Raw genomic sequence first — 13,057 nt, 5'->3', positions numbered from 1 at the left:
TCCTCCGCCAGCTTCACTCTCGCTTCAAGCGAGGTCCCATCCTCAATCCAAATTCGGCGCTTCGCACCATCTTCTTCATATTCCACATAATTTTGACCTGCAGCTGCATCAAACTGCGGTTTGAGCTTCTTCTTCTCGATTAACTCTTGAATGGACTTCATGCCCGCAGTCTTCGAAGAGACTTTCGTCTTTCCGTCTACCGTTGTCTCCGTCCATATTCGTGTATATAGCGGAACCCCAAGGAGAAGCTTATCTGCAGGAACCTGGTCCTCATCGATAATGCGCCGCATCGCGTTCTCCGCCCATGGGAGCGAAGACACCGAACCTGCACGTGGACTCGAAGCCCAATGCTCATCATAGGACATCACCATCATATAGTCGACCAATTCGCCGAGTGATTTGCGATCCAGAAAAGCTGACCACATCTCACTGTTCGATTTTGGTGTTACATCCACGGAGACGACAAGTCCCTGGGCTCTAAGCATAGGCGTTAATTCGCGTATGAATTGTGTATAGTTCTCTTTGTCCTTCGTATAAACGTTCTCGAAATCGATATTGATTCCATCTATACGATAGATCTGAGCATAGGACATCACCTGCTGTATCATCTGGAATCGACGGTCAAAGGTCGATAGCGCTTCTGTCGTCAATTTCGGCTCAAAACTATTACTGAACAACGCCCATACCTGCATATTATTCGCATGAGCCCAGTTCACATAGGCGGTATCCGCTTTGCTCTGCACATTCCCTTGTCCATCAAGTAGACTGAACCAGGTTGGACTGACAACATTCACCCCTGGCAAGGGACCAATCTTGTTCACATCCGGCGTTTTGTTATAAACCGCTTCCCAGATCAAATTAATCGGGCCATCAATCTTCTCAACAGGGTGTTCACTCGACGCGGGGACTTGTTCTATGGTAAGCTGCTCTCCCATTTCCACATCAGAATCCTGCAGGAAGCCAACGATCCCATTCTCCAATTGAACCTTATACCATCCATCAAGATCTGCCCAAATCCGCAAGTTCTCCCCTTGCTTCACATCCTGGACGATTGGTTTGTGAATCGAAGGACCTACCCGCAACGGCAACGTCTTCTCCTCTTTCTTAAGCTTTACCGTCTTCGCCGACTGAACTTGATCGCCAGCCTTGAACAACGTCACCGTTCCCGTGCTCGGATCCTCTTTTACTTGAAGACCATACAGCTCCTCGAGCGGCGCGATCGGCAAATAGAGCGTACCTTTCACCTGTTCAGCTGTAAAAAAGAGTTCAAACGGCTTGCTATTCACTCGCCCGGTTAACTCATCCGTCTTAAAATGAATCAACTTATCATGTGTTGCCATAATAATGGTCTTCGATTTCTTCTCATAACGAATCGTAGCGTCAATATTCTTCTGAACGACCGACAATGGGAGCTTAATCCCTTCCTTCGTTCCGATAGCTGATGCTTCTTGCAATTCACCGGCAACAAAGATCGGCTTGGCCAATCCGTGGAAATCCGGTTTCACATGTTTGGTACTAGGCAGCACCTCTTCTTTAATATAAATCCCCGCAACAACAAGAACAGCAATAGCTGCAATAATAAAAAACAAGCCGCGAACGCGCAGGCCTGTCCTCTTTTGGTATCGTAGATTCATCCTTCTCTCCATTTCTAGAGTTGTCCGATTACTTCTTCTCAGCACATGCCGGGCAGACGCCGTAAATCTCCATGCGATGGCCGCTTACAGCAAAGCCTGTCTGTTCAGCCGCTGCATGCTCTACCTCGTATAGTGCTGGGTAATTGAAATCCACGATTTTGCCACATTTCTGACAGATCGCATGATAGTGAGAAGACAGGTCTGCATCGAACCGACTTGAATTATCTCCATAAGTCAATTCGCGCACAAGACCTGCTTCCACGAACATTTTGAGGTTATTATATATCGTCGCTACACTCATGCTTGGGTACTTCGGAGCGAGCGCTCGGTAAATGTCATCCGCCGTCGGATGCGTCATGGAATCGAGTAAAAACGTCAGAATCGCGTGGCGTTGTGGCGTAATACGAACTCCTGTATTTTTTAATTGTTCAAGTGCTTCTTGGACTTGCGTATTCATAGCTGACCCACCACCTGTTTATTTGGAGTACATAAAATTTTAACATCAATCTCCATTCATTGTACTCCTGGGTATGATCGATTTCAATTCTTTTTGAGGGTGAGTTCATTATTCGAGCTAAGTTTAACCTTAAACTTACCATTTCCGACGGTGCCTGACAGTGATTTTTCTCCTGCTTGGAATGGTAAATCGATCACATTCACGGAACCAATGCCGCTAGATCCTTCAACGGAATAATCCCCCGTATCTGGCACAGCAATATCCAAATCGCCCACCATGGAATGAACATCCCAATCGCCGCCAATGATCTTCGTATCCATGAAAATATCTCCATTAAGCGTAGATACCTTCACATTGTGATCCGCACGATCGATGTGGATGTCTCCATTCTTCGTATCCGCGAGGATATCGCCTTGAACCTCCTCCAAGCGAATTTCGCCGCTAAGCGTCGCAACGTTCGTCCGCCCCGTCACATGGCTGACATTGAAGTCGCCGCTCTTCGACGTCATCTCAACTTCGCCTTCGATCGCGGAAAGGCTAACTTCTCCTAAGAACGTCTCTCCTCGAACGGTGCCAACGACATTTTCAAGATCAATGTCGCCTTTCATCGTCACTAACTTAAGCTCATGGCGTGCAGTCGCGTTCTGAATATCGATATCGCCGAGCATAGTCTCGATATCCAAATCGATTGCGGAACGCTCTGGGAACGTCAGCACAAGATCCATACGAGGTTGCTTCTGCCAGTTGCCTCCATACTTCTTCCCTTTTGTCTCAATCATAATGCGCTGCCCCGGCACGATGTTCACCGTCGACTCATTCGCAATTTTTTCAGCCTCTTGTTTATCCGGCAGATCTACGCGCAGAACCGTTGATACTTCGAGTTGATCGACTTCACCCGATTGAACGACCACATCACCATATTCATTCCGAACCACAACCGCTTCGGTTTCTTTGTCAATCGCTACCTTCTGCAATGGTTTCTCGAATCGCATGCCCTCATCCGATCCAAAGTCTGTCGCAAAATTAATCTTAAAGTTAAGCTGCTTCCATACATCCGACATGAGCGATGGCTGGGTTACGCTAAACACGATACCTGATAACAAAACTGCTAAAAACATGCCACCAAGATCCAGCTTCATCCGTCGATCGGAATTCCGATAAGCAATATTGAGAATAATATATTCTATGCCCCACAGAATAAAAAGAACAGGCCACCAGTCTATCAAATATTGAACATGGGTCGTACCTGAACTCTGATCCCAGATTAGAATCCCGCCTACGGCTAATAATAATATGGCACCTGTATATCGCCCGACTTTAATCATAAGACACCCCTTCCTCGATCATTATTTGGAACGTGTTCTTAAGAGCAGGAACAGTCCCGCCACAATAAGAATCACTGCACCAAAATAAGGACCGCCGCTTGAGAACAAAAACTGTAGCCAAGCCGGATTAACACTCAGCATCAACACAAACACGCCGCACACAACGAGCACGATGCCAAGCGAGCTGCCTTTAAAAGACACGCCGCCATTACGCAATAACGGTGTCATACCATCCGGCACATACCCATAGATGCGCTCCGCGTTCACACGATCCGTACACTGTAGAGCATCGAACAAGTTATAGAAGTATACGCACGGGATCATGAGGCTTAACAGCACGATGATCGGCAAGCTGCCACCCTGCGGCAAATTCACGCTATACACGATAGCAACGATGTTCAGCGCCAGACTTAACATAACCGTTAACCCGCGCTGCATCAGACCGAGGTAAAAGTGTCCAAGCCCCGGGATAAAAAAAGCAAGTAAGCCAGCTAGAAATTTACTCTTACGAGGTATATTGCTGCCATAAGGATGATCCGAGTTCGGAAATGCATTCATCATGGGCGTGGTGTTCATATGATGCATACGCTCATCCAGAAAAGGGTCGTAAGCCGATTGTCTGTCTTTATTCGATTGCGTCATCTTTCTATCTCCTCCTAGAATGGAATAATGGTGGTAATCATTTCGATGCCGGCTTCGACCACATGTTGAACTTTTGTCTTCATTTGAAATTCCAGCTGAAAAGCATCCATCGCAATGAGCGATTGCAAGATCCCTGTTGCAATAAAGAGATACGTCGCTGCTCCAGCTACCGCAAAATGGATGAACTGTTTCCGTCGCGTAAAATAATTCACGTTCGGCGCAGCTGCTGTCGTAGCCCTGGGTGTGCTTCCTTGCGCGGTTATTCGCTGCATTACGATATCTGTAAACGCTGGAGAGGTCTCATAGACAGGCATCTGCTCCATGACCTTCTCTCGTTCCATAGGCAAGACCTTAGCTTGACGAGGCTTTGTCCAGTCTTTTCTTTGATGTTGTTGATGTGGTGACTTTCGCTTGAATCGTCTTCTCATGAACTTGCACCTCCGTCCATAAACGCTCGAATTGTTGTTTGGCCCGATATAGACGTGTCTCAACGGTCCGTATCGGAACCTCTAGAATATCCGCGATTTCTTGATACGAGAGTTGTCTCATATGATAGAGTTCAAGAATGATACGGTAATTTTCCTTCATCTTGCTGAGCACCCGTTGTACCTCAAGCTGCTCTTCCTTATGCAGTAGCCGCTCTTCCGGCTCTTCTTCTGCAGGAGATTTAAACCATGATTTGATCGAATCTATCAGACTTGTCAGCGGCTTACGCTGCTGCGATCGACGATAGTCGGTTAACGTATTAATCGCTAAGCGATACATCCAAGTCGTAAACTTCGACTCCCCACGGAATTGCGGCAAATAACGGTACAATTTAATAAACACTTCCTGAGCGAGGTCTTCCGCGGTCTCACGATGGCCAAGTTCTCTGAACAATAGCGTGAAAATGTAATTTTTATGCCGATCAACCAGTATTCGATAAGCTTCTTGATTTCCTTCCCGAATCTGATAAATGAGCTGATCATCCGTCTGATTGTCCATCGCAATCCCCCTCTCTCCATATGAATCTATACTTATGACGTATTCATTTCAATAAACCCTTCAAAATAATTCAAAAAAAATAACCTTCCCCATCAGGAAGGTTATCGTAAGAGATAGACCCCTTACTTTATTCTACCGAAACATTAAATACGCCAGCAATGGATTTTAGTTCCACGATCAGGTGAATCGGCTCCAATTGCTTCGGCGCTACGACATGAAGCTGCAGCTCCATTTGCAAGTCGATTTCATGCTCGGTGGCATGCCGTGTCTCAGTTAAAGACATTTTCTTCGTTGTAATACCCAGGGAAGTAAGCTTCGCTGATACGACATCCAGCAGATCGTGCTGCCCTATTGCTCGAATCGTGATCAGGCGAACCTTCTTCCCTCGCAAGAACCGTTGTTCTATCTTATTCAACACCCACAGATTAAGCAGAACCAATATGGTTGCTGCGACCGCTGCAAAGTAGAAGCCCGCTCCAATCGCTAGGCCGATGGAAGCGACGACCCACAGCGATGCCGCCGTCGTCAGCCCTGTAATGGATTTGCCCGTGAATAGGATCGTCCCGGCGCCGAGAAATCCGATCCCAGTAATGACCGACGCGGCAAGCCGCGCAGGATCACGATTCAACGTCACGAATTCAGCAAATCCGTAAATGGATAACAACATAATTAAGGTAGAACCTAAGCAGACCAGAATATGTGTCCGAAGGCCTGCTGCATGATTATTATGTTCACGTTCGAACCCGACAAGCCCGCCTAACAGCATCGCAAGCAGCAGTCGGATCATGACGTGCAGATTATCAATGACCCATGGATCGTGCATGCAAATCCGTTCCTCTCGAAGTCGAATTAACCTTTAAGTCGATCCACGAGCAATTGGTTCACGAGGGCCGGGTTCGCCTTGCCGCGCGATTCCTTCATCACTTGGCCGACCAAGAAGCCGATCGCTTTGTCTTTTCCTGCGCGGTAATCCTCTACGGACTGCGGGTTCGCGTCCACAACTTTGTCGACGATCGCTTTGATCGCGCCTTCGTCGCTAATCTGAACAAGACCCTTCTCTTCCACAATCGCTTGCGGCGCTGTACCACTGTCGATCATTTCCTTGAAGACCGTCTTCGCAATCTTGCTGCTAATCGTGCCTTTCTCGATCAAGCCGATCATCTCACCAAGGCCTTGACCCGTGATCTTCACATCGGACATCTCCAGGTTGTTCGCGTTGAGATGCGCGAGCAAATCGCCCATGATCCAGTTCGCAACCGCTTTAGCGTCCTTCGTATAGTTCAAGCTCTCCTCGAAGAAGTCTGCGAGCGCCATCGATGAAGTAATAACATTCGCATCATAACTTGGCAAGCCAAACTCCGCTGCGTAACGCGCGATACGCGCATCCGGCAATTCCGGAATCGAAGCTTTCACGCGTGCTTTCCACTCGTCATCGATCAAGACTGATACAAGATCCGGGTCTGGGAAGTAACGATAATCATGCGCCTCTTCCTTGCCACGCATCGAGAATGTCTTGCCTTGTGTATCGTCCCAGCGTCTTGTCTCTTGCACGACGATGCCGCCATCATCCAAGATGTCCGCTTGACGGTATTCTTCATATTCAATTCCACGCTGAACGCCGCGGAAGGAGTTCATGTTCTTCAGTTCGGCACGAATACCGAATTCCTTCTGTCCATAAGGACGAAGACTAATGTTCGCATCGCAGCGAAGCGAGCCTTCCTCCATCTTCACATCGGAGACATCACAATATTGCATAATCGCCTTAAGCTTCTCAAGGTATGCCTTCGCTTCTTCCGCAGAGCGGATATCCGGCTCTGATACAATCTCAAGCAGCGGCGTACCGACACGGTTAAAGTCAACGAGCGACGCGTAACCGCCATCCACGTGTGTAAGCTTGCCTGCATCTTCTTCGAGGTGAAGACGGGTAACGCCGATGCGCTTCGTCTCCCCGTTCACTTCAATATCGATCCAACCGTTCTCACCGATCGGTTTGTCGTATTGCGAGATTTGGTAAGCTTTCGGTGAATCCGGGTAAAAATAGTTCTTACGGTCGAACTTGCTCTCAGTTGCGATCGTGCAATTTAGAGCCATTGCAGCTTTCATCGCATACTCTACCGCTTGACGGTTAAGTACAGGCAATACGCCAGGATGTCCGAGGCAGATTGGGCATGTATTGCTGTTCGGCGATGCGCCGAAGGAAGTCTTACAGCCGCAGAAAATTTTAGAATTCGTATGAAGTTCAACGTGAACCTCTAAGCCGATGACGGTTTCGTATTTCGATGTAGACATGGGAAACCTCCTATATATAATGCGTGTTCAAAAAGTCTGCTTTTCAGCACCTGAAAGTTTTCGCAGAAAACTGACATCGTAAGCATATGCTTAGGTTGCGTGAATCCGAAAGCCGATGCTCCCGTAGCGAGTTTTTCTTCGAAAAACTTTAAGGAGGAACGGAGTTTAGGCAAAACCTAAATGAGTACCCGAAATCCTTCCTCAGGAAGGATACTTCGTAAGCAAATGCTCTTCGAGGATGAACGCAAGATTCGATGCCGAATCTCCATCTTGAAACTCTTCGTGATCAAAAGTCGACTTATTGAACAACCTCTTTACAACTGCGGGCGCAACTTATGATGTTCTGTGTTCTGTTCGTAAGCATGCGCAACACGCAGCACAGTTGCTTCATCAAAAGCTTTCCCGATAATTTGCAATCCGACAGGCAAGCCATCCGCTAGTCCACATGGAACGCTGATCGCCGGTACCCCCGCCAAGCTGACCGGAATGGTCACAATATCATTCAAATACATCGTTAATGGATCATCCACTTGGGATCCGATCGGGAATGCCGTCGTTGGTGCCGTAGGTCCAATAATAACGTCATAGTTCGCAAATACTTGATCAAAATCTTGCTTGATGAGCGTGCGGACTTTCTGTGCTTTCAGATAATACGCATCATAATAACCAGAGCTTAATGCGTACGTTCCAAGCATAATCCGACGCTTCACTTCATCCCCGAAGCCTTGGCTTCTAGACTTCACATACATATCAATCAGATTGTCCGGATTCTCTGCGCGAACACCATAACGTACGCCGTCAAAACGTGCTAAGTTCGATGAAGCTTCCGACGAAGCAAGCAAGTAATATGTCGCAACCGCATAATCCGTATGCGGCAAGGATACTTCGTCCCAAGTAGCGCCAAGACTCTCAAGCACTTTAAGCGCAGCAAGAACCGATTCTTTCACTTTCGGATCGATGCCTTGTCCAAGGTACTCCTTCGGCACGCCGATGCGGAGTCCTTTGATGTCTCCGTTCAGTGCGCTGATATAGTCCGGGATCTCTACATTCGCGGATGTGGAATCCATGTTGTCATAACCTGCAATAGCTTGCAATACATACGCGGAATCTTCTACATTCTTCGTGATCGGTCCGATTTGGTCGAGCGAAGATGCGAATGCAACAAGACCAAAACGGGATACGAGTCCGTAAGTTGGTTTTAATCCAACAACACCGCAATACGATGCTGGCTGACGGATGGAACCGCCTGTGTCGGAGCCTAGCGTGAAATATGCTTCACCAGCAGCCACAGCTGCAGCAGAACCACCACTCGAACCACCTGGTACATATTCTAAGTTCCATGGATTACGTGTCGGATAGAAACTCGAGTTCTCATTCGAACCGCCCATCGCGAATTCATCCATGTTCAATTTGCCGAGCGTAACGGACTGTGCCTTCTTCAATTTCTGAACAACCGTCGCATCATAGATCGGATCATAGTTCGATAGGAATTGGCTCGCGCAAGTCGTGCGGAGTCCTTCCGTCACGATATTATCCTTAATCCCCGCTGGAAGCCCGAACAGCAATCCGCGAGGCGCATCGGTCATAAGCTGCTCGTCCAGCAATTTTGCATGCGCGCGAGCTCTCTCTTCATCTAACGTCAAATAAGCTTTCACTTGGTCTTCTGTCTTGGCAATACGTCCATAAGCTTCGCTCACGAGGTCCGTGACGGACAATTCTTTAGCGCTCAGCTTGTTATGTATTTCCTGCAACCGCAAATCAAATAATGACAAGGGAATTCTCCTTTCAACCATTCAACATAATATATGAATTTGTACGCTAGCCTCCGTCCACTATTCGAGGACAGCCGGTACACGAATTTGATCGTCTTCTTCATCTGGCGCATTGCGCAGTACTTTCTCGATCGGGAGCGACGGTCTTGTCTCGTCTTCACGCATCACGTTACGAATCTGCAGCACGTGTGTTGTCGGCTCCACTTCATCCGTATTCAATTCGTTCAATTTCTCCGCGTATTTCAGAATCGCGTTCAATTGACCTGTAAACTGCTCTTTCTCTGCATCCGATAATGCGAGTCGCGCGAGCTTCGCAACATGCTCAACGTCTTTCACCGTAATGCTCATCGTTACGTAATCCCCCTTAGGCTCTAATTTATATAGTATAGCGTAGTTGTTTTTCATACTCAATGCAGAGGGAAAAATATGTATGATCCCCTATTACGGCCTATTCGATCTCGATCGGAATTTCGGCGCTGAATTCTCGATGCTTCGAATCGTCTGCGGGATCAAACTTCTCGCCAATAGCAAACTCCGCATGGACGATGATCGTGTAGCGGCCTTTGGGAAGAATGTGGGGGCGCGGGGTTTCTTGCAGATATCTATCTATATCGGTAATCTGATTTTTGCTTGCCCAGTACGTAGTAAAGAGTCCCGGGTGCAAAAACGAGACGATATTATCCCCTTGTTGAAATTTTTCATATACCAGCATCACGGTCTTCACATATCCTTCTGAGAACTGATCTTCGTCCATTAAACTAAAATAGAGTAACGAACCGCCATGTGATACCGTGATCGGATCTTCCCCCCGATACGTCAATGTACTCCACAGCTTGATCGGATCTCCTTGCTTATACTTCGCACTGGCAGAGGAGATACTGAGCTCAAAATCTCCTTCCGTTACGCTCGCGTTGAGCTTGGAACGTACTTGACCGTAATCATTATGGTCAATATAAACATTACGAGAGGTAGGATCATAGCCTACTAAAGCTCCGAATTGATTCGCTATATACCGTAAAGATACATAAATTTGATTCTTATAATTCAAAATTTCAGGCATGGAATCGGCGTGGAGTTGAACATTATTAACGACCAGAAACACATGGGACACCGCCGCTTTAACAAGCAAACTCACCGCTTCTGCCTTAGCACTGTACAGCATCAACAAGACCGTACAAACCGCTACTATTTTCGTCTTCATCCGCAGTCCTCCTCAACACGATGGATAAATTTGACCTAGTAAATTTTACCATAATATAATCACGTTGACATGAACCGTTCGTTCTAACGAATCCTACGGAGCTTATTGAAGGGAATACAGCCTCTTTTTCGTTCTAACGAATCCCAGATACCTTATTCTTCTAAAAATGACGTTTACCACCCCAATTTGCCGCGAATAACGTATGTGGAGTCCGTTAGATGTTCAAACCGCTATATTCGAGTAGGATAAGGTGATCTGAGTCCGTTAGCTGGTCCGTCATTGTCCAAAACATCCAAATCACACCCCTCCGCCAAAAAAAGAAAAAGCCCGGCACAGTGCCGAGCTCTTAAATCCATGCTTTGAGATTGACTTGACGAATGAACTCTTCCTGCGTGATCTCCTCAGGCTCCTCAGCCTCAGCTTCCTCCGGCTCTTCCCCGCGATTCATGATGCTGCGGAACAGCTCCTCGTTGCGGGTAGCGAGCGCGAAATCAATCAGCGCTTCTCGTTCAATGCGTTCAATCTCTTGTGCAATCAATACTTCTTCAACTTCAATATCTGTGTACGGCACCGCAAAGTTACGATTCACCTTAGGCACCCGAACAACATAGTCAAAAGCATTATCCGCATTTCGATCGTATGCGATTATATAACCATATTCCCCAATCGGAATGTTCTGTTCAAATCGATCAGCGACGATAATCACTTTTTGCCCTAAATTTAACATCGCTTCTTCCCCCCAGCTGTCGAACTATCTTTTTATTTCCTCTATCCTACTACAAAAAAAATAGTAAGTCCACGCGAGAGAGGAAAAGAAGCGAAGTTATGCTGCTAGAGTTCCTGCAATGCTAGACTTTTGCCGAAATCGACTCCTGCGTATGCATCTGATAGATAGCTAACGTCACACACAGAAGCACACTGCATAGGCACATCCAAAGCACAGGTGCTACAGACGACAGCGACTCACCACGCGTTAACAGCTCCGATGCGATCGCACTCAGCCGACTCGGGCTCCATGCCAAGTACCGTGACAAGAGACTCGATCCGAAGCTGAGCAGCATAAGAAAGGCTATCGTCGTAAACGCCACGCCCGCCCCATTCGGCAGCCAAGCACTCATTAACAGCAGAATCGAGACGACAAAGACGTAATATAACAAATACATCATACCAGCTTGCAGGACAACTCCGTATTCCAACGAACCGATCAACTGGACCGTATAATAGCAAGCGCCTGCATACCCCGCCGCAAACGCAGCCACCGTTAGGGTGAGCATGCTGGCCCATTTGGCAGCCATATAGGAAATAAACGAAACCGGTTTGCTAAATATCATCGCAGTCACGCCGCTCTGCCGTTCCCCAGATACGGCGCCCATCATGGACAACACAAGCACAAGAATGCCAAGGATACCAAATTGACTGAGCGTCTGCGCCAACACTTCACCCGCCGTGGGTGTCGGCATCGTAATGACCGTCCCTGCCGGCATATTGCCTGCGTGCTTCAAAATTTCGGGCATATAATACGTTGTTACAGGCTGCATCACGCCAAGAAGAAGGAAGACCATCGGTACCCAGATCCATTTGTAGCTGCGTGCCATCTCTAACATTTCTTTTCGGTAAAAGAGGCCGAATTGTCTCATGCCTGCACCACCTTCATGAACAAGTCCTCTAATGTGCTGTAACCCGCTTCTAACTTACGAATGAATATTTGATGCTGCACAGCTTCCGCCATCATCCCCCGTTCGGCTTCTTCCAGCGCAGTAACGGTCACTCGCAGCGTCTGACGATTGTTCACGATATGGCGCACATAAGATTTGTTGCGGATCGCCATCTCGAGCTTCTTCGCATCCCCTTCACTCAAGGTTTCAATTACAAGTAACGGCTCACTATGCGCTTGTCGAATCTGATCCAGACTGCCTTGTACCGCAATCTCCCCCTGCTCGATCAGCAGGATATCGTCACAGATCTCCTCCGCATCATGCAAAATGTGCGTCGAGAACAGCACCGTCGTCTCTTGGCGAATCTGCTCCAGGATGCCTATCACGTCTCGCCGACCAATCGGATCCAGTGCGGAGACCGGCTCATCGAGAATCAGCAGCTTGGGCCGATGGATTAGAGCCTGCGCCAGACCAAGCCGCTGCTTCATCCCGCCCGAATATCCGCCGATGCGTCGCTTGCCGGCATCTTGGAGGCCAACGATATCGAGCCACTCCTTCGTCCTCCGTGACGCTTCCTGTTTCGTTAGCCCCGCGAGCTGCCCGGCATACTGAACAAACTCATGTCCTGTCATCCAGGAGTAGAACACTGGCATTTGCGGCAAATAGCCGAGATAAGGCCTCCGATCTGCTACCTGCTTCCCTTGCTGTATCAATCGAATTTCGCCGGAGGTCGGACGCAGCAGTCCGGTTAGCATATGAATTGTTGTCGTTTTGCCCGCCCCATTCGGCCCAAGCAAGGCAACACAGCGGCCCTCCTCGATTGAGAAACTAATCTCCTTCACCGCATGATGTTGTTTAAACCGCTTCGATAACCGATCTACCTGCAGCAATGTCATCATCGATCTTTCCTTCCGACGACAAAGTATACAATCGGACCTAGAATTTGACCGAACACAATGATCAGCACCCACATCCATTTCGGCCCACGCGTAGCTTCGGCCTTATAGAGAGAGAGCAAGGCAGTCACCATCAAAATAAGTTGTATCACTAGAATGGGGGCAAGCAGTCCCCAGTTCACTGTAAGATTCATGTTCATCC

The 13,057-nt window shown here is 47.9% G+C and carries 15 protein-coding genes (1 of these 15 running past the window's edge); all 15 read right to left on the bottom strand.

The genetic code is table 11. From position 1 onward, the window contains the following. Positions 1-1,634, bottom strand: the 5' portion of a protein-coding gene (locus tag GCU39_RS29540; RefSeq protein ID WP_152396748.1) for a glycosyl hydrolase family 18 protein. The gene continues 76 nt to the left of window position 1, outside the view; only the first 1,634 of its 1,710 coding nucleotides appear in the window; the start codon lies at positions 1,632-1,634; the stop codon falls past the left edge of the window. Between the two features lie 28 nt (positions 1,635-1,662). Continuing rightward, positions 1,663-2,091 carry a peroxide-responsive transcriptional repressor PerR gene (gene perR / locus GCU39_RS29535; RefSeq protein ID WP_152396747.1) on the bottom strand — a complete coding sequence of 143 codons (429 nt, stop codon included), beginning with the start codon at positions 2,089-2,091 and terminating at the stop codon, positions 1,663-1,665. An 83-nt stretch (positions 2,092-2,174) separates the two neighbouring features. Further along, complete coding sequence (locus GCU39_RS29530) at positions 2,175-3,416, bottom strand: DUF4097 family beta strand repeat-containing protein (protein ID WP_152396746.1); 1,242 nt, start codon at positions 3,414-3,416, stop codon at positions 2,175-2,177. 21 nt (positions 3,417-3,437) lie between these two features. Continuing rightward, on the bottom strand, positions 3,438-4,058 hold the full coding sequence (locus GCU39_RS29525; protein WP_152396745.1) for a TM2 domain-containing protein: 621 nt from the start codon (positions 4,056-4,058) through the stop codon (positions 3,438-3,440). Between the two features lie 14 nt (positions 4,059-4,072). Continuing rightward, the gene (locus GCU39_RS29520) at positions 4,073-4,399 is read right to left on the bottom strand and encodes a hypothetical protein (protein WP_152396744.1); all 327 of its coding nucleotides are present in this window, start codon (positions 4,397-4,399) and stop codon (positions 4,073-4,075) included. A gap of 10 nt (positions 4,400-4,409) precedes the next feature. Continuing rightward, positions 4,410-5,042 (bottom strand): RNA polymerase sigma factor, encoded by a 633-nt coding sequence (locus GCU39_RS29515; protein ID WP_152396743.1) that lies wholly within the window; start codon positions 5,040-5,042, stop codon positions 4,410-4,412. A 127-nt stretch (positions 5,043-5,169) separates the two neighbouring features. Then, a complete protein-coding gene (locus GCU39_RS29510; RefSeq protein WP_152396742.1) occupies positions 5,170-5,865 on the bottom strand; it encodes an MgtC/SapB family protein in 696 nt (231 codons plus the stop codon). A 26-nt stretch (positions 5,866-5,891) separates the two neighbouring features. After that, a complete protein-coding gene (gatB, locus tag GCU39_RS29505) occupies positions 5,892-7,331 on the bottom strand; it encodes an Asp-tRNA(Asn)/Glu-tRNA(Gln) amidotransferase subunit GatB (protein ID WP_152396741.1) in 1,440 nt (479 codons plus the stop codon). Between the two features lie 314 nt (positions 7,332-7,645). Next, positions 7,646-9,103, bottom strand: a complete 1,458-nt coding sequence (gatA, locus tag GCU39_RS29500; RefSeq protein WP_152396740.1) for an Asp-tRNA(Asn)/Glu-tRNA(Gln) amidotransferase subunit GatA — start codon at positions 9,101-9,103, stop codon at positions 7,646-7,648. A gap of 60 nt (positions 9,104-9,163) precedes the next feature. Continuing rightward, complete coding sequence (gatC, locus tag GCU39_RS29495; RefSeq protein WP_018758650.1) at positions 9,164-9,451, bottom strand: Asp-tRNA(Asn)/Glu-tRNA(Gln) amidotransferase subunit GatC; 288 nt, start codon at positions 9,449-9,451, stop codon at positions 9,164-9,166. Positions 9,452-9,551: 100 nt separating this feature from the next. Next, positions 9,552-10,304, bottom strand: a complete 753-nt coding sequence (locus tag GCU39_RS29490; RefSeq protein ID WP_152396739.1) for a stalk domain-containing protein — start codon at positions 10,302-10,304, stop codon at positions 9,552-9,554. Positions 10,305-10,650: 346 nt separating this feature from the next. Then, a complete protein-coding gene (locus GCU39_RS29485) occupies positions 10,651-11,031 on the bottom strand; it encodes an ATPase (RefSeq protein WP_152396738.1) in 381 nt (126 codons plus the stop codon). Between the two features lie 121 nt (positions 11,032-11,152). Then, entirely contained in the window at positions 11,153-11,941 is a 789-nt protein-coding gene (locus tag GCU39_RS29480) for an ABC transporter permease subunit (protein WP_152396737.1), read from the bottom strand. Continuing rightward, positions 11,938-12,858, bottom strand: coding sequence for an ABC transporter ATP-binding protein (locus GCU39_RS29475; RefSeq protein WP_321575612.1), 921 nt, complete (start codon positions 12,856-12,858; stop codon positions 11,938-11,940). The genes GCU39_RS29480 and GCU39_RS29475 overlap by 4 nt, the downstream gene beginning before the upstream one ends. Continuing rightward, the gene (locus GCU39_RS29470; RefSeq protein ID WP_152396736.1) at positions 12,855-13,049 is read right to left on the bottom strand and encodes a PLD nuclease N-terminal domain-containing protein; all 195 of its coding nucleotides are present in this window, start codon (positions 13,047-13,049) and stop codon (positions 12,855-12,857) included. Before GCU39_RS29470 ends, GCU39_RS29475 begins: the two co-directional genes overlap by 4 nt. Between the last annotated feature and the right edge of the window lie 8 nt (positions 13,050-13,057).

It is taken from the genome of Paenibacillus guangzhouensis (assembly GCF_009363075.1).
Classification (GTDB): Bacteria; Bacillota; Bacilli; order Paenibacillales; family Paenibacillaceae; genus Paenibacillus_K; species Paenibacillus_K guangzhouensis.
The sequence above is the reverse complement of the archived record's forward strand: the minus strand, read 5'-3'. Positions and strand labels throughout refer to the sequence as shown.

Excerpts from the sequence above, each read along its gene's own strand:
- perR (WP_152396747.1), bottom strand. The coding sequence starts at position 2,091 with ATGAATACGCAAGTCCAAGAAGCACTTGAACAATTAAAAAATACAGGA.
- GCU39_RS29530 (WP_152396746.1), bottom strand. The coding sequence starts at position 3,416 with ATGATTAAAGTCGGGCGATATACAGGTGCCATATTATTATTAGCCGTA.
- GCU39_RS29525 (WP_152396745.1), bottom strand. The coding sequence starts at position 4,058 with ATGACGCAATCGAATAAAGACAGACAATCGGCTTACGACCCTTTTCTG.
- GCU39_RS29520 (WP_152396744.1), bottom strand. The coding sequence starts at position 4,399 with ATGGAACGAGAGAAGGTCATGGAGCAGATGCCTGTCTATGAGACCTCT.
- GCU39_RS29515 (WP_152396743.1), bottom strand. The coding sequence starts at position 5,042 with ATGGACAATCAGACGGATGATCAGCTCATTTATCAGATTCGGGAAGGA.
- GCU39_RS29510 (WP_152396742.1), bottom strand. The coding sequence starts at position 5,865 with ATGCACGATCCATGGGTCATTGATAATCTGCACGTCATGATCCGACTG.
- gatB (WP_152396741.1), bottom strand. The coding sequence starts at position 7,331 with ATGTCTACATCGAAATACGAAACCGTCATCGGCTTAGAGGTTCACGTT.
- gatC (WP_018758650.1), bottom strand. The coding sequence starts at position 9,451 with ATGAGCATTACGGTGAAAGACGTTGAGCATGTTGCGAAGCTCGCGCGA.
- GCU39_RS29490 (WP_152396739.1), bottom strand. The coding sequence starts at position 10,304 with ATGAAGACGAAAATAGTAGCGGTTTGTACGGTCTTGTTGATGCTGTAC.
- GCU39_RS29485 (WP_152396738.1), bottom strand. The coding sequence starts at position 11,031 with ATGTTAAATTTAGGGCAAAAAGTGATTATCGTCGCTGATCGATTTGAA.
- GCU39_RS29480 (WP_152396737.1), bottom strand. The coding sequence starts at position 11,941 with ATGAGACAATTCGGCCTCTTTTACCGAAAAGAAATGTTAGAGATGGCA.
- GCU39_RS29475 (WP_321575612.1), bottom strand. The coding sequence starts at position 12,858 with ATGATGACATTGCTGCAGGTAGATCGGTTATCGAAGCGGTTTAAACAA.
- GCU39_RS29470 (WP_152396736.1), bottom strand. The coding sequence starts at position 13,049 with ATGAATCTTACAGTGAACTGGGGACTGCTTGCCCCCATTCTAGTGATA.